The organism is Streptomyces sp. NPDC058279, from assembly GCF_042881255.1.
GTDB lineage: Bacteria > Actinomycetota > Actinomycetes > Streptomycetales > Streptomycetaceae > Streptomyces.
This window is the reverse complement of the sequence record NZ_JBHVYA010000013.1, coordinates 35,396-50,346: the sequence shown is the minus strand read 5'-3', so window position 1 is coordinate 50,346 and position 14,951 is coordinate 35,396. Positions and strand designations below refer to the sequence as shown.

General features: G+C 72.4%; 14 protein-coding genes. 8 read left to right on the top strand and 6 right to left on the bottom strand.

Annotation, left to right across the window (positions count from 1 at the left end):
• The first annotated feature begins 122 nt into the window (after nucleotides 1–122).
• From ACFVXJ_RS23045 to ACFVXJ_RS23020, 6 genes are all read left to right on the top strand, one after another.
• A complete protein-coding gene (locus ACFVXJ_RS23045) occupies nucleotides 123–584 on the top strand; it encodes a nitroreductase/quinone reductase family protein (RefSeq protein ID WP_389664221.1) in 462 nt (153 codons plus the stop codon).
• A 73-nt stretch (nucleotides 585–657) separates the two neighbouring features.
• Nucleotides 658–1,032: a DUF6083 domain-containing protein gene (locus ACFVXJ_RS23040; RefSeq protein ID WP_389664219.1), complete on the top strand. Its 375-nt coding sequence runs from the start codon at nucleotides 658–660 to the stop codon at nucleotides 1,030–1,032.
• Between the two features lie 102 nt (nucleotides 1,033–1,134).
• The gene (locus ACFVXJ_RS23035) at nucleotides 1,135–1,794 is read left to right on the top strand and encodes a TetR/AcrR family transcriptional regulator (protein WP_389664217.1); all 660 of its coding nucleotides are present in this window, start codon (nucleotides 1,135–1,137) and stop codon (nucleotides 1,792–1,794) included.
• On the top strand, nucleotides 1,791–2,321 hold the full coding sequence (locus ACFVXJ_RS23030) for a dihydrofolate reductase family protein (protein WP_389664215.1): 531 nt from the start codon (nucleotides 1,791–1,793) through the stop codon (nucleotides 2,319–2,321). The genes ACFVXJ_RS23035 and ACFVXJ_RS23030 overlap by 4 nt, the downstream gene beginning before the upstream one ends.
• A gap of 190 nt (nucleotides 2,322–2,511) precedes the next feature.
• Nucleotides 2,512–3,723 (top strand): pyridoxal phosphate-dependent aminotransferase, encoded by a 1,212-nt coding sequence (locus ACFVXJ_RS23025; RefSeq protein WP_389664213.1) that lies wholly within the window; start codon nucleotides 2,512–2,514, stop codon nucleotides 3,721–3,723.
• Nucleotides 3,724–3,866: 143 nt separating this feature from the next.
• Complete coding sequence (locus ACFVXJ_RS23020) at nucleotides 3,867–4,274, top strand: hypothetical protein (RefSeq protein ID WP_389664212.1); 408 nt, start codon at nucleotides 3,867–3,869, stop codon at nucleotides 4,272–4,274.
• Nucleotides 4,275–4,323: 49 nt separating this feature from the next.
• On the opposite strand, the gene ACFVXJ_RS23015 is transcribed toward ACFVXJ_RS23020, so the two are convergent.
• Both ACFVXJ_RS23015 and ACFVXJ_RS23010 read right to left on the bottom strand, forming a co-directional pair.
• Nucleotides 4,324–4,767: a hypothetical protein gene (locus ACFVXJ_RS23015; RefSeq protein ID WP_389664210.1), complete on the bottom strand. Its 444-nt coding sequence runs from the start codon at nucleotides 4,765–4,767 to the stop codon at nucleotides 4,324–4,326.
• A 266-nt stretch (nucleotides 4,768–5,033) separates the two neighbouring features.
• Nucleotides 5,034–6,860, bottom strand: coding sequence for a phosphoenolpyruvate carboxykinase (GTP) (locus tag ACFVXJ_RS23010; RefSeq protein WP_389664208.1), 1,827 nt, complete (start codon nucleotides 6,858–6,860; stop codon nucleotides 5,034–5,036).
• Between the two features lie 220 nt (nucleotides 6,861–7,080).
• Here ACFVXJ_RS23010 and ACFVXJ_RS23005 point away from each other — a divergent pair, with 220 nt between their 5' ends.
• A complete protein-coding gene (locus tag ACFVXJ_RS23005) occupies nucleotides 7,081–7,764 on the top strand; it encodes a hemolysin III family protein (RefSeq protein ID WP_389664206.1) in 684 nt (227 codons plus the stop codon).
• 105 nt (nucleotides 7,765–7,869) lie between these two features.
• Here ACFVXJ_RS23005 and ACFVXJ_RS23000 read toward each other — a convergent pair whose 3' ends face one another.
• Nucleotides 7,870–9,924, bottom strand: a complete 2,055-nt coding sequence (locus ACFVXJ_RS23000; RefSeq protein WP_389664204.1) for a thioredoxin domain-containing protein — start codon at nucleotides 9,922–9,924, stop codon at nucleotides 7,870–7,872.
• Between the two features lie 48 nt (nucleotides 9,925–9,972).
• Nucleotides 9,973–10,128: a hypothetical protein gene (locus ACFVXJ_RS22995; protein ID WP_389664202.1), complete on the bottom strand. Its 156-nt coding sequence runs from the start codon at nucleotides 10,126–10,128 to the stop codon at nucleotides 9,973–9,975.
• Nucleotides 10,129–10,442: 314 nt separating this feature from the next.
• Between ACFVXJ_RS22995 and ACFVXJ_RS22990 the strand changes: the two genes are divergently transcribed.
• Nucleotides 10,443–13,700 (top strand): tetratricopeptide repeat protein, encoded by a 3,258-nt coding sequence (locus ACFVXJ_RS22990; protein ID WP_389664200.1) that lies wholly within the window; start codon nucleotides 10,443–10,445, stop codon nucleotides 13,698–13,700.
• Nucleotides 13,701–13,766: 66 nt separating this feature from the next.
• Here ACFVXJ_RS22990 and ACFVXJ_RS22985 read toward each other — a convergent pair whose 3' ends face one another.
• Nucleotides 13,767–13,988, bottom strand: a complete 222-nt coding sequence (locus ACFVXJ_RS22985; protein WP_389664198.1) for a hypothetical protein — start codon at nucleotides 13,986–13,988, stop codon at nucleotides 13,767–13,769.
• Between the two features lie 2 nt (nucleotides 13,989–13,990).
• Entirely contained in the window at nucleotides 13,991–14,872 is an 882-nt protein-coding gene (gene mca, locus ACFVXJ_RS22980) for a mycothiol conjugate amidase Mca (protein WP_361310148.1), read from the bottom strand.
• Nucleotides 14,873–14,951: the final 79 nt, after the last annotated feature.

Genomic DNA, 14,951 nt, shown 5'->3' with positions numbered 1-14,951 from the left:
AGCGGCGGTCGGCGTGCGTCGGCTGGCGTTGGCGTGCGCGCGTCGGTTCGCGTCGGCGTGCGCGCAACCCCTCGCGTCGGGCGTCGTTAGGCCGCGGGGGGCCGAAGCCGGAGGACGCCGTGATGCAGACCGTCACCATCGACTGGGACCACCCCACCGATCCGGGGCCGGGTCGCGCCCTGGAACACGTCCGGGCCTATGTGGGCTCGGGGGGCCTCGACGGCCATCTCTGGCACGGTGTCCCGACCCTGCTGCTCACCACGGTCGACCGCGACCGGGGGCGCACCGAACGCACCCCGCTGATCTACGCCCGTGACGGCGGCCGGCACCTCGTCGTGGCCGCCGGCCCCGTCCCCGGCGCGCCGGCCCCGCGGTGGTACGCGCACCTCACCGCCCACCCCGAGGTACGGCTCCAGGTCGGCGCCCTCTCCTTCCAGGCGCTGGCCCGCACGGCGGACCGGCTGGAGCGGGAGACGTACTGGGAGGCGTTGACCGCGCTGTGGCCCGCGTACGAGGACCACCAGGCGGCCGCCGCGCCCGGCGAGGTCCCGCTCGTGATCCTGGACCGGTCCGGTCACCCGTAGGGGTGGCGGGTCCCCCGTACGGCGGTTGCGCGCCCCCGTGCCGTGCTACCAACGGCACGGAGGTGGGACCCCGTTGCACGATGATCCGCGCACGCCGATCGCGGTGGGCGACGTACTGGACGGCGCCCTCGCGGCGATCGGCGGGCCCGACGGCCGCGCGGGCCGGCCCGCCACCTGCCGCGACTGCGGCGACGCCGCCCTCTGGCACCGCACGGTGCACGGTCGTTGGATCCTGATGCAGCCCGGGACCGTCCCGCACCACCTGGTCCCGCCGGGCCACCGCTACCGCATCGGTTCCGACGGCACGGCGATCCACCTCGGCGACGGGGCGCCCACGGATGCCTGCCGGGTCACCCACTTCGACATCTGCCCGGCCGGCCCGGCGCCCCGCCATCCGTACCTGCTCCGCCTCTGGCAGCATGCGGCGGCCCGCCGCGGCCGGCTCTAGCGGGACTCCGGCGAATCTCCACCCCCCGACCCGCCCCAGCTGCTTTAATGAATGCACAGTCATTTATTAATCGGCCACATCGGGCCGGGGCGGAGGTGGGGCGTGGCCGGACGACCCCGGGGCGTCGACGACTCCACGATCCTGCGGGCGGCCGTCGAGGTGATGGGCCGGACCGGACCGGCGAAGCTCACCCTGGCCGCCGTGGCGCGGGAGGTCGGACTGGTGCCCGGAACGCTCGTGCAGCGGTTCGGCTCCAAGCGCGGGCTGCTGCTCGCGCTGGCCCGGCACGGGGCGGCGCGATTCGCGGAACTCCGGGAGCGCGTCGGCCGCGAGGACGGTTCGGCGCTCGACGCGCTGGCCCGACTGATCGCCGAGACCTGGAGCCCGGTGGCCACCCCGCAGGCGTACGCCCATCACCTGGCCTTCCTCTGCTCCGACCTGGCCGACCCGGAGTTCCGCGAGTCCGCGCTCGCCTCGGAGCGGGCCCAACACGACGCCTGCCGGGCACTGCTCGACCGGGCGGCGGATGCGGGCGAGCTCCACCCGGACACCGATGTCGCCGCGCTCACCGAGACCGTCCGGGCGGCCGTCACCGGGGCCGGGCTGCTCTGGGCCGTCGACCACGAGGGCGGCCTCGCCGAGCGCCGGCGCGCCGCCCTGACCGCCACCCTCGCGCCGCACCGCACCGACGCGACCACCAGCACCGACGCCGGCGACCCACTAGGGGCCACCGGCACCACCGACCGAAGGGACACCGCATGACCTGGGACCGCACCTTCCGCACCGCCGTGACCATAGGCGTCAGCCTCGACGGGTTCATCGCCCGCCCCGACGGCGACATCGAGTGGCTGACCACCCGCGGCGAGGCCGCCGGGGACACGGGCTACGAGGGGTTCATGGCCGGGATCGACACCCTCGCCATGGGCCGCAACACCTACGAGAAGGTGCTCACCTTCGGGTTCTGGCCCTACGAGGGCAAGCGCGTGGTGGTCCTCAGCACCACCTTGACCACGGACGACCCGCGCGTGACGGTGTACCGCTCGCTGGAGGAACTCATGGCGGGCCTGACGGATCTGGGCGCCAAGAGCGTCTACGTGGACGGCGGCCGGATGGTCCAAACGTTCCTGCGCGAGGGCCTCCTGGACGAACTCACCCTCACCACCGCGCCGGTACTCCTCGGGTCGGGTCTGCCGCTCTTCGGGGCGCTGGACGAGGACGTGGACCTCACCCTGCGGGAGGCCAAGGCCCTGGGCGGCGGTTTCACCCAGGCCCGGTACACCGTGGGGTGACGAGCGCAACACCGGGGCGGCCGACGCGGGTGAACGCGGTCGTTCCGCAGGGCGGAACGCGGGCTGGGCCACGGTTTCCAAGGAGCGTGCGGGCCGTGGCCTCCGCATCCCCCGAACCGGGACATATCGCCTCGCCGAAAGGTGCCGGAATAAAGCGGCGCGGTCGCCGCCGGGCCCGTAAGCTCCCGTCATGCAGGTGATCCAGTCAACGAAACTCGCCAATGTCTGCTACGAGATCCGCGGACCCGTCCTCGAAGAGGCGATGCGGCTCGAAGCGGCAGGTCATCGCATCCTCAAGTTGAACACCGGCAACCCCGCGGCCTTCGGCTTCGAGTGCCCGCCGGAGATCCTCGAGGACATGCTCCGCAACCTGGGCACCGCCCACGGCTACGGGGACGCGAAGGGTCTGCTGTCCGCGCGGCGCGCGGTCATGCAGCACTACCAGACCAAGGGCATCGAGCTGGACGTCGAGGACGTCTACCTCGGCAACGGCGTCTCCGAACTGATCCAGATGTCCATGCAGGCGCTGCTGGACGACGGGGACGAGGTCCTGGTCCCGGCGCCGGACTACCCGCTGTGGACCGCCTCGGTCAGCCTCGCCGGCGGCACCGCGGTGCACTACCGGTGCGACGAGCAGTCCGACTGGATGCCGGACCTCGCGGACATCGAGCGCAAGATCACCGACCGCACCCGGGCCATGGTGATCATCAACCCGAACAACCCGACCGGCGCCGTCTACGACGACGAGATGCTGCGCGGCCTGACCGACATCGCGCGCCGCCACAACCTGGTCGTCTGCTCGGACGAGATCTACGACCGGATCCTGTACGACGGGACCACGCACACCAACACCGCCGCGATCGCGCCGGACGTCCTGACCCTGACCTTCAACGGGCTCTCCAAGAACTACCGCGTCGCCGGATACCGGGCCGGTTGGATGGCGGTCTGCGGCCCGAAGAAGCACGCCTCCTCGTACATCGAGGGCCTGACGATCCTGGCGAACATGCGGCTGTGCGCCAACATGCCGGCGCAGCACGCCGTCGCCACCGCGCTCGGGGGTCGGCAGTCGATCAACGACCTCGTACTGCCCGGTGGACGGCTGCGCGAGCAGCGCGACACCGCGTACGACCTGCTGACGCGCATCCCCGGCATCAGCTGCGTGAAGCCCAAGGGCGCGCTGTACCTGTTCCCGAAGCTGGACCCGGCGGTCTACAAGATCAAGGACGACCGGCAGATGGTCCTCGACCTGCTGCGGGCCGAGAAGATCATGGTGGTGCACGGCACGGGCTTCAACTGGCCGGAACCGGACCACTTCCGGATCGTCACGCTGCCGAACGCCAAGGACCTGGCGGACGCGGTCACCCGCATCGGGAACTTCCTGGAGGGCTACAGCCAGCCCTAGCGGGGCGACCCTGCGGTCGGCTCGGACGGCGGGCGCTTTCGGGTCGCTCCGGACTCGCCGGAGACTGGAGTCTCGCCGGATCGAGCACAACTTTAGAACCGATCCAATGTAGGATGGTCTCCTGACCCGCAGGAGGCCACCTCATGTACGAGCCGATCCGCACCAAGTCGGTCGTCCACCGCATGCCCGGCGGCCACACCGACTACCCGCACCGCAGCCGCGGCGAAGCCCTGGACATCCAGCTCGCCGGGCACCTCGCGGCGCTCCTCGCCGTCACCGACGAACTCGGACTCGACGACGCCGCCGCCCGGATCGCCGACCAGGTCACCCGCCTGCGCGGGGCCCGGCCGGCGCGCGCGGCCCACGAGCGGCCGGCCCACGACCGGGCGGCGGATCCCGCCCGGCTGCACCGCCGCGCGCACGACCTCGCCGGCCGGGTGCTGCTCGTCGCCGCGTCCCGCGCCGACACCACCGTCGCGATCCTCGCCGCCGAGCGCATGGACGCGCACGCCGCCGCCCTGGACTCCCAGGACCGGGCCGGCGCCCACTGACGGCCCCGGTCCGGGGCCGCGGAGGCTCCGGACCGGGTGCCACACACCCTCAGGGCGACGGTGTGGAACTCGGTGACGGTGTGAACTGCGCCGCCGCCACCCCGCACCACGGGACCTTCGCGGCCGGCCACACGGGGCCGACCGCCTCACCGCGTTCCGTCGCCCCCGGTGCCACCCCCGGAACCCGCACCAGCGCCTGGGCCGCCCGGGCCCCCGGCGCCGGGTCCGCGCTCTCGCGGAACTCGACCGTGACGACGTAGGCACCACCAGCCGTGGCGCGGCCCGTCACCTCGACGGTCGCCACCACCCGCCGGCTCGCCGGTTCGACCCGACACGCGGTGACCCGTACGTCCTGCGCCGCCGGCCGCTCCGGTACGGCCGCGCCGGTCCCGCCGCCGCTGGCCCACACGTACAGGCCCAGCGGGGCGAACACCAGCAGTCCGGCCACCACCACCAGGCCGGCCAACCAGCCCTGCCACTTCAACGCGCTCACGCCCATGGCCCGATCCTCCCCGCCGCCCGCGCGACCCACCAGCACCCGCAGGTTCACACAGCATTTCGAAGTGGGACCGCCTGGACCCCGACGTTCACTCGAACCAGCGCCCCGGGCGGGGCAACTCACCCACGGACCGGCCGACTTCACCTGCCCCGAAACGCCTGACGGCGGGCCTCCGGGAAACGGAGGCCCGCCGTCGGCGGACGCGTACGACCTGCCCGGAGGACCGGGGGCCGGTCCTGATCAGGCGGGAACGGGCCGGCTCAGCCCAGGCGCTCGACGAGCGCGCGGTACTGGTCCCACAGCTCCTTCGGCGTGTGGTCGCCGTAGGTGTTCAGGTGCTCGGGGACCAGGGCGGCCTCGTCGCGCCAGACCTCCTTGTCGACCGTCAGCAGGAACTCCAGGTCCTCGGCCGGCAGATCGAGGCCCTCGGTGTCGAGGGAGTCCACGGTCGGCAGGATGCCGATGGGGGTCTCGACGCCCTCGGCCTTGCCGTCGAGGCGCTCGACGACCCACTTGAGGACCCGGCTGTTCTCGCCGAAGCCCGGCCACACGAACTTGCCCGCGTCGTTCTTGCGGAACCAGTTCACGTAGTAGATCTTCGGCAGCTTGGCCTGGTCCTTGTCCTTGGCGACGTCGATCCAGTGGCCCATGTAGTCGCCCATGTTGTAACCGCAGAACGGCAGCATGGCGAACGGGTCGCGGCGCAGCTCGCCGACCTTGCCCTCGGCGGCGGCGGTCTTCTCGGAGGCGATGTTCGAGCCGATGAAGACGCCGTGGTTCCAGTCGAAGGACTCGGTCACCAGCGGCACGGCGGAGGCGCGGCGGCCACCGAAGAGGATCGCGGAGATCGGGACGCCCTTGGGGTCCTCCCACTCGGGGGCGATCGTCGGGCACTGCGAGGCCGGGACGGCGAAGCGGGCGTTGGGGTGGGCGGCCGGGGTCCCGGACTCGGGCGTCCAGTCGTTGCCCTTCCAGTCGATCAGGTGGGCGGGCGTCTCCTCCGTCATGCCCTCCCACCACACGTCGCCGTCGTCGGTGAGCGCGACGTTGGTGAAGACGGTGTTCGCGTACATCGTCTTCATGGCGTTGGCGTTGGTGTGTTCGCCGGTGCCGGGCGCGACGCCGAAGAAACCGGCCTCGGGGTTGATCGCGTAGAGGCGGCCGTCCTCGCCGAACCGCATCCAGGCGATGTCGTCGCCGATCGTCTCGACCGTCCAGCCGGGGATCGTGGGCTCCAGCATGGCGAGGTTGGTCTTGCCACAGGCGGACGGGAACGCGGCGGCGACGTACTTCGCCTCACCCCGCGGCGGGGTGAGCTTGAGGATCAGCATGTGCTCGGCGAGCCAGCCCTCGTCGCGGGCCATGACGGACGCGATGCGCAGCGCGTAGCACTTCTTGCCGAGCAGGGCGTTGCCGCCGTAGCCGGAGCCGAAGGACCAGATCTCGCGGGTCTCCGGGAAGTGCGAGATGTACTTGGTGGTGTTGCACGGCCACGGGACGTCGGTCTCGCCCTCGGCGAGCGGAGCGCCGAGGGTGTGGACGGCCTTGACGAAGAAGCCGTCGGTGCCGAGCTCGTCGAGGACGGCCTTGCCCATGCGGGTCATGGTGCGCATGGCGACCGCGACGTAGGCGGAGTCGGTGATCTCGACGCCGATCGCGGAGAGGTCGGAGCCGAGGGGGCCCATGCAGAAGGGCACGACGTACATCGTGCGGCCCTTCATGGAGCCGCGGAAGATCCCCTTCTCCCCCGCGAACAGCTCCTTCATCTCGGAAGGGGCCTTCCAGTGGTTGGTCGGGCCCGCGTCCTCCTCCTTCTCGGAGCAGATGAAGGTCCGGTCCTCGACGCGCGCGACGTCGGAGGGGTCGGAGGCGGCGTAGTACGAGTTCGGGCGCTTGGCCGGGTCGAGCTTCTTGAACGTGCCCTTGGAGACGAGCTCCTCGCACAGGCGCTCGTACTCGGCCTCGGAGCCGTCGCACCAGACGACCTGGTCCGGCTCGGTGAGGGCCGCGATCTCATCGACCCAGGAAATGAGCTCCGTGTGGTTCGTCGGGACGGAAGTGGTGGGAGCCGCGTTGTCGCGCGCCACGATTGCTCCTTGTTGAGGGGTTTGTTTGGTGTATGCCCCGTGGGGGCTGCGACCCGGACGCTTCGCGCTCCGCTCATCCGGTGCCGACCGCACTCATCTGATCATCCGGTGCGTATGCGCATATGTCCAGAGGGCTTCTCACGTGAGCATCGCCACTCGTGTCAATCTTCCGTAAAGCCCACTAATGGAAACCTACGGACCCGTAGGTAGCATGTGCGGTATGACTTCTGACGTCGCCGCCGTGGCCGAAACGGCCCCCGAGGGCCCCGCGGAACTCAAGCCGCTCATGCGGGGCTGGCTGCACACCGGGATGTTCCCCGCAGTGGTCGTCGCCGGCCTCGCCCTGATGGCCTTCACCGACTCGACCAGGGCCCGAGTGGCCTGTGGTGTCTATGTGCTGACGGCCTGCATGCTCTTCGGGGTGAGCGCCGTCTACCACCGCGGCACCTGGGGGCCGCGGGGCGAGGCCGTGCTGAGGCGGCTCGATCACGCCAACATTTTCCTGATCATCGCAGGGACGTATACCCCGCTGACGGTGCTCCTCCTCCCCGACTCCACCGGACGGACGCTCCTGTGGGCGGTCTGGATCGCCGCCACGGCCGGTATCGCCTTTCGCGTCTTCTGGGTCGGCGCGCCACGCTGGCTCTACACGCCCTGCTACATAGCGATGGGTTGGGCGGCCGTCTTCTTCCTGCCCGACTTCCTGCGGACCGGCGGCGTCGCCGTACTGGTCCTCGTCATCACGGGCGGCCTGCTCTACAGCGCCGGGGGCGTCATCTACGCGATGAAGCGCCCCAACCCCTCCCCCCGCTTCTTCGGGTTCCACGAGGTCTTCCACTCGCTGACCCTCGCGGCGTTCGTCGCGCACTACGTCGGCATCTCCATCGCCGCGTACCAGCACTGACGACCACCCCGCCGGCCGCCCGCTTCGAGACCCGCGGGCGGCCGGCGGCGCGCTCAGGCACTCAGGCACCCAGGCACTCAGGCACTCAGGACATGACCGGAGCCGTCAGGTCGTCACCGCGCCCAACTGCTCCGCGAGCTCCGCCGGTTCCGTCGTGGGCCGCGAGCAGACGAAGTGCCGGCAGACGTACGCGGTCGGCCGGTCCTCGACCAACGTCCGATCGGCCAGGAGCGGGAACTCGCCGCCGCTGCCGTCCTCCCGCAACGGCAGGCCCACCGCCACGACCGCCCCCGGCGCCGTCCCCAGCAGCGCCGTCCGGTGCAGCGCCGCCGTCGCCGGATCGTCCGGCTGCCCGACGACGGCCACCTCGCGCGGCCCGTCCGACAGCGCCTCGGCCACCGCCAGCCCGTGCCCGATGAACCGCGGCACCCGCGGCCCGAGGGCGTGCACCACCCCCAGCGCCCGCTCGGCCGCCGTGCGGTGCGCCTCGGAGCCGGTGTGCGCGGCGTACGACAGGAGCGCGCCGGCCGCGGCGGTCCAACCGGAGGGCGCGGCCGTGTCCGTCGGGTCCTGGGGACGCCGGATCAGCTCCTCGGCGTCGTGCGCGGTGTCGTACAGCGAGCCGTCCTCGGCGGTGAACCCGTCCAGCACCAGGTCGAGGAGGAACCCGGCGAACTCCAGCCAGACCCCCTCACCGGTGACGGCGCCGAGCGCCAGGAACCCCTCGGCGACGTCACCGTAGTCCTCCAAGACCCCCGCGTTGGCGCCGACCCGGCCGTCCTTGCTGGTCCGCGCCAGCCGGGCCTTGCCGTCCATGTGCACCCGGACCAGCAGGTCGGCGGCCTCGGTGGCCCGCTCGATCAGGTCGGGCCGCTCGAAGTACGCCCCGCACTCGGCGAGCGCCGCGATGGCCAGCCCGTTCCAGGCGGCGACCACCTTGTCGTCCCGGCCGGGGGCGGGACGCCGCTCCCGCGCGGCCAGCAGCCGTTCCCTGATCCCGGCCGCCTTCGCCGCGTCGAGGGCGGGCCCGTCCTGCGGGAGCGTCAGTACGGAGGTGCCGTGCTCGAAGTTCCCCTCGTCGCCCACCCCGAAGTACACGGCGGCAAGCAGCCCGTCGTCCTCGCCGAGCACCTCGGTCAACTGCGCCGGGGTCCAGGCGTAGTACGCCCCCTCGACGTGCTTGCCGCTCGCCGGGTCCTCGCTGTCGGCGTCGAGCGCGGAGGCGAAGCCGCCCTCGCGGGTGCGCAGCTCGCGGACCATGAAGTCGGCGGTCTCCAGCGCGACGCGCCGCGCGAGCTCCGATCCGGTGGCCCGCCACAGGTGTGCGTACACCCGGCACAGCAGCGCGTTGTCATAGAGCATCTTCTCGAAGTGGGGCACCACCCAGTCCCGGTCCACGGAGTACCGGGCGAAGCCGCCGCCGAGCTGGTCGTAGATCCCGCCGCGGGCCATGGCCTCGCAGGTGTCGGCCGCCATCTGGAGGGCGCCCTCGGAGCCGGTGCGGGCGTGGTGGCGCAGCAGGAACTCCAGCACCATGGACGGCGGGAACTTCGGGGCCCCGCCGAACCCGCCGCGCGCGGCGTCGTACTCGCGGGTCAGCGCGAGCAGCGCCTGCGCGAGCTCCTCGGGACCGGGGGCGCCCGCCCTCCCGTAGTCGAGCTTGCGGCCGGCGAGGTCCTGTACGACGCGCTGCGCGACATCGGCCACCTCCTCGCGGCGCTCGGCCCAGGCGGTGTGGACGCCTTCGAGGATCTGCGGGAAGGAGGGGATGCCGTGGCGCGGCACGGGCGGGTAGTAGGTCCCGAAGTAGAACGGCTCGGCGTCGGGGGTCATGAACACCGTCATGGGCCAGCCCCCTTGCCCGGTGGCGGCCTGCACGGCCTCCATGTAGACGGCGTCGACGTCGGGCCGCTCCTCGCGGTCGACCTTGATGTTGACGAAGTGCTCGTTCATGTAGGCGGCCGTCGACTCGTCCTCGAAGCTCTCGCTGCTCAATCGATGGCACCAGTGACACGAGCTGTAGCCCACGCTCAGCAAGATGGGCACGCCCCGCTCCCGCGCCTCCGCGAACGCCTCAGGGCACCAGGGCCACCAGTCGACGGGGTTGTCGGCGTGCTGGAGGAGGTACGGAGAGGTCTCGTGCGCGAGGCGGTTCGGCATGAGGCCAATCCTGCCTCACGGGGCGCGCCGCGGCCGGCGACGGGGCCATCAGGCCACCCCATCAGCGACCCGTACACGATCAACCCATTTCCATACCGGCACCACGCGCCCGTAGTCCCAGACCCGGTTCCCCTTCCTGCCCGGCTTGATCACCAGGTGGCTGAAGACCGAGGCGATCACCTTCCGCTTCTCCTCGAACCCCATCTCGCCGGACTGCCACCGCAGCCGCATGGGTTCCGGGAGCCGGACGCGCCCCTGGCCCCAGAGTTCGTCTGATGCTCGACCCAACGCACGAACCGATGATCGGGTTACGGGACCGACCCTCCGGGCGAGGGCACCGCACGAGGGTCACCCGGTCGGTGTTCGTCCCGTCACCCGGTCGGGCCGGGGCGTGGATATATGCGGGTGTGGGCGGGGTGGGGGGTCAACTCCCTCTGAACTAGCTCAGATTGCTCGCACTCGTGGAGGTGCCGCAGGACACTTGGGGCTCGTTGCCGGAGCTCTCTGAGGGGATGCCGATGCGGGACAGCCATCGCGGTGAGGCCGAGCGACTGTTGGAGCGGGCCGTGGCGGAGGAGGCGCGGCGGGCGCCGGTGGGCGCGCCGGTGGACAAGGCGGCGCTGCTCGCGCGGGGGCGGGAGGAGCTGGAGCGGATCGCCGCTGCCGCCGCCGTGGAGTACGAGGCGTACGTACGCGCGCTGGACGAGGCGGCGGCCGGGGAGGAGTCCCTGGCGGAGGCGTTCCGGCGGGCGAACACCTCCACCGCCCTGCTGGTGACCGGGGTCGCCGCCGCGGCCGCCGCCGGCGCGGACCTTGCCTTCGGGGTGGCGGCGGGTACCGCCCTCGGCGCGGGCCTGGTCGCGGGCGTCGCCGGGGCCGCGGCGACGGTGGCCAAGGTGACGGCCCTGCACCTGCCGGCGGCGAACCGGCGGGCCGGCGTCCTGGGACGGCCGGGCGGCGCCGAGCAGTTGCGGCTCCACTGGCTGTCGGTGCTGGAGGTGCGCGGGATACGTCCCTTCCTGGAGCAGCAGCGGTTGGTGGCGGCGGCGGTGCGCACCGGCCCGCGCGGCCCGGGCGGGGCGGGCGGCGCGGCCGGTGTCGTCGGGCTCGCCAAGCAGCCCGCCGGCGGGGCCGGCCCCGCGCTGCGCGGTACGGACCGCAGTGCGCAGGCCCGTCGGCGCGGCGCGCTGGAGCAGTCCTTCGGGCAGCTACCGAGCTCGGAGGCGGTGTTCGCGGGGCGGCGGGAGGAGCTGGCCCGGATCGTGCGGTGGGTGCAGGCGGCCCGGGCCGGTACCGAGACCCGGCCGGTGGTGGTGGTGTTGCACGGCGAGCCGGGTTCGGGCCGCACGGCCTTGGCGCTGCGGGCGGCGCACGCGCTGCGGGACCAGTTCCGGGGCGCGTGCGTGGTGGACCTGCGGGGCGGCGCGGCCGAGGCGGGTCAGGCGCCGCTGCCGACCCGCGAGGCGCTGTTGCACCTGCTGAACCGGCTCGGCGCCCCGCGCGAGCAGTTGCTGTTCCGTGAGGGCGCGTCGGCGGAGCAGCAGGTGCGCAGGCTGGGCGAGCTGTACCACCAGCACCTGCGGGGGCAGCCGGTGACGGTGGTGTTGGACGACGCGGTGGACCCGGAGCAGGTCCGCACGCTGGTTCCGGAGCGTTCGGAGAGTCTGGTGCTGGTGACGGCGTCCGGCCCGCTGGAGCTGCCGGCGGACCTCGCGGCGTGGGTGTACCAGTTGCCGGTCACCCGGTTGGGTCGGCCGGAGGCCGCGGAGCTGGTCCGGGCCGCGCGCCCGGCGGCGGTCGGGGCGGCGGGTGGGGTCCCGTACGACGAGGAGACGGAAGGGGCCGTGCTGGAGCTCGGCGCCGGTCTGCCGCTCGCGCTGCGGGTGTTGGCCCCGCTCGGCCGGTTGCCGGGGGCGTCCGGCGGCGGGCTCGAAGCGGCGTTGGCCTCGGCCTACGAAAGCCTGCCCGAGGAGCGACGGCGGTTGCTGCGGCGGCTGACGTTGGCGGGACGGGCCTCGCTCGGCCCGTCGGCGGCGGCCGCGCTGATCGACGCCGATCCGGTGGAGGCCGGGCGGTCGCTGCGCGAGCTGGCGGAGGCGGGGCTGCTGGACCACGTACGCGGGGAGCGGTACCGGATGCACGACGCGGTGCGCGCGTACGCGGCGGCGCGGCTCGTGGCGGACGAGGACCGGGCGCGGGCCGCGGCGGCGCACGAGCGGCTGATCCGCAACTACGCGCAGCTCGCGGACTCGGTGATCCGGATGGTGGACGGGAAGATGTCGACGCGCGCCCATCACTTCGGCGGTCACGGCTTCGCCTCGTTGGACGCGGCGCTGCGCTGGCTGGACGACGAGTCGAGCTTCATCACGGCGGCGCTGCGGCACTCGGAGGACGTCGACCAGCAGGCGGTCCTGGATCTGCTGGGCGCGCTGTGCGACTTCTGTCTGCTGCGCGGGGACCTCTACCGGCTGGGGGAGATCAACGAGCTGGCGCGGTTGGTGGAGGGCGGTCGGGCCGGCCCGGGCGGTCGGCTGGCGCGTTCGGTGCAGTGGCGTACGGGTATCGCGGCGCGTCAGCTCGGTGACCTGGACAAGGCCCGTACCACCTTGACGTCGGTGGTCGACCAGTACATGGAGGCGCGGCAGGAGGCGGGCGCGGCGATGGCGTTGGTCTCGCTCGGGATCACGCTGCACCACCAGGGCAATCTCCCGGAGGCGGCGTCCCGGCTCCGGGAGGCGTTGACCTTGCAGGAGGCGGACGACCTGGCGGGCGACCGGGCGTGGGGACTGCACGCGTTGGCGGCGGTGGAGCGCGATCGGGGGCTGCTCGCGGAGGCGTTGTCCCTGTTGGAGCGGTCGCTGGCGCTGCACCGGGACAGCGAGAGCGTGCACGGCGAGGCGTGGGCGCATTTCCAGCTGGGGCAGGTGTACCTGCGGCTGGGGGCGGTGGAGGGGGCGGAGGCGGAGTTGCGGCTGGCCCTGGAGCTGTACGGGCGCACGCGTGACGATCGCGGCGAGGCGTGGGCGCTGACCCAGCTCGGTCGGTCCCGGGTGGTGGCCGGGGAGCCGGCCGCGGCGTTGGAGCGGTTGCGGGAGGCGCTGGGTCGCCACCGGTTGGCGGAGGACGCGCGGGGCGAGGCGTGGACGCTGTACTACCTCGGGCAGGCGTTGGAGGAGGGCGGCGAGCGGGACGCGGCGGTGCGGGAGCTGGAGCGGGCGCGGGCGATGTTCTCGCGGATGCGGGACGTGTACGGGCTGGCGCACGCCCGTCACGACTCGGGCCGGGTGACCCGCGACCAGCGGGCCGCGCAGACGGGGAACCTGCTGAACTCCGGCTATGCCCGGCAGCTGCTGGTGGACGCGCGTGCGGATTTCCGGCGGATCGGGCTGGCGCACGGCGAGGGGTGGACGTGTCTGGAGCTGGCGGTGGTGGACGCGGGCAACGCCCGGCTGTCGCAGGCGCTGGTGCTGTGTGAGGAGGCGGCGCGGCTGTTCGTGTCGTACGGGGATCTGCGCGGCGAGGACTGGGCCCGCTTCCTGCGCTGCACGCTGCTGCCGTACGCGGTGCCGGCCGATCCGCAGGGGGCCGCGGCGGAACTGGCCCGGCTGGCGGCGGCCCCGCATCCGTTGCGGGACGGCCGGCTGGCGGACTGCCTGGACTCGTACGCGGTGATCCTGGGGCGGGGCGTGGACCCGGCGGAGGGTTGGCAGGGCTGGCGCCTGGGCCTGGTGCCGAACCTGCACTCGCGGGAGATCATGGGCGTCCGCGTGCCGTGACCGGGCGCCGGTGCCGGGCCCGTGCCGTGACCCCACCGAGCGGGGGTCACGGCAGCCGCGGGGCCGCTACGGCTTGCGGGTGTCGGGGGCGGGGGCGGCCGGCTCGGGCGCCTCCTGGAAGTCGACCCGGCCCATGTGCCGGCTCATGGACTTCATCAGGCCCCACACCCCGAGGGCGAGGGCGGCGAACACGATGAAGCCCAGGAGCCCGGGCGTCACCTTGTTCTTGTCGAAGGTGTCGGCGGCCAGCGGAAGGAGCTGGGTGAATGCTGCCTGCGTAGCGCTCATAGCTACGCATTCTCCCGGATGCCCGCGAAGAGGTCGGACTCGGGGAGGGTGGTGTCCACGAACGACTTCGCCAGCTCGTACTCCTCGGTGGGCCAGACCTCCTTCTGGATCTCCATCGGGACGTGGAACCAGCCGCCGTCGGGGTCGATCTGCGTGGCGTGCGCGATGAGGGCCTTGTCACGGATCTCGAAGAAGTCGGCGCACGGGACGTGCGTGGTGAGCGTCCGCTCCTTGCGCTCGAACTCCTTCCAACGCTCCAGCCACTCCCCGTACGGGGATTCCAGGCCGCGCGCGAGCAGCGCCTCGTGCAGGGCGATGGTGCGCGGCTTGTTGAAGCCCTGGTTGTAGTAGAGCTTCTGCGGCTGGTAGGCGGGGCCGAACTCGGCCTCGGGGAACTTCTCGGTGTCGGCCGCGCCGTCGAAGGCGACCATCGTGACCTTGTGGGTCATGATGTGGTCGGGGTGCGGGTACCCGCCGTTCTCGTCGTACGTGGTGATCACCTGCGGCCGGAAGGCGCGGATCTTCTTCACCAGCCGGCCGGCGGCCTCGTCGACGTCGGCGAGTGCGAAGCAGCCCTCGGGCAGCGGCGGCAGCGGGTCGCCCTCGGGCAGCCCCGAGTCGACGTAGCCGAGCCATTCCTGCTCGATGCCGAGGATCTCGCGCGCCTCGTCCATCTCCTTCGCGCGGACCTCGTGGATGTGCTCCTCGATGTACTTGTCACCCTGGAGCTTGGGGTTCAGGATCGAGCCGCGCTCGCCACCGGTGCAGGTCACCACGAGGACCGGCACCCCCTCGGATACGTACTTGGCCATGGTGGCCGCGCCCTTGCTCGACTCGTCGTCGGGGTGGGCGTGGACGGCCATCAGTCGAAGCTGCTCGGTCAAGACAGGATCCTCTGTGATTCGTCAGGGCGAAGGCTTCTATAGTGACCGAATCGGGGGACGGAAAATTCCTGGGGTGGGA

What these genes read in the sequence shown, in the direction of transcription:
- ACFVXJ_RS22985 (WP_389664198.1), bottom strand. Translation starts at nt 13,988, where the DNA reads ATGAGCGCTACGCAGGCAGCATTCACCCAGCTCCTTCCGCTGGCCGCC.
- ACFVXJ_RS23025 (WP_389664213.1), top strand. Translation starts at nt 2,512, where the DNA reads ATGCAGGTGATCCAGTCAACGAAACTCGCCAATGTCTGCTACGAGATC.
- ACFVXJ_RS23045 (WP_389664221.1), top strand. Translation starts at nt 123, where the DNA reads ATGCAGACCGTCACCATCGACTGGGACCACCCCACCGATCCGGGGCCG.
- ACFVXJ_RS22990 (WP_389664200.1), top strand. Translation starts at nt 10,443, where the DNA reads ATGCGGGACAGCCATCGCGGTGAGGCCGAGCGACTGTTGGAGCGGGCC.
- ACFVXJ_RS23020 (WP_389664212.1), top strand. Translation starts at nt 3,867, where the DNA reads ATGTACGAGCCGATCCGCACCAAGTCGGTCGTCCACCGCATGCCCGGC.
- ACFVXJ_RS23030 (WP_389664215.1), top strand. Translation starts at nt 1,791, where the DNA reads ATGACCTGGGACCGCACCTTCCGCACCGCCGTGACCATAGGCGTCAGC.
- ACFVXJ_RS23000 (WP_389664204.1), bottom strand. Translation starts at nt 9,924, where the DNA reads ATGCCGAACCGCCTCGCGCACGAGACCTCTCCGTACCTCCTCCAGCAC.
- ACFVXJ_RS23005 (WP_389664206.1), top strand. Translation starts at nt 7,081, where the DNA reads ATGACTTCTGACGTCGCCGCCGTGGCCGAAACGGCCCCCGAGGGCCCC.
- ACFVXJ_RS22995 (WP_389664202.1), bottom strand. Translation starts at nt 10,128, where the DNA reads ATGGGGTTCGAGGAGAAGCGGAAGGTGATCGCCTCGGTCTTCAGCCAC.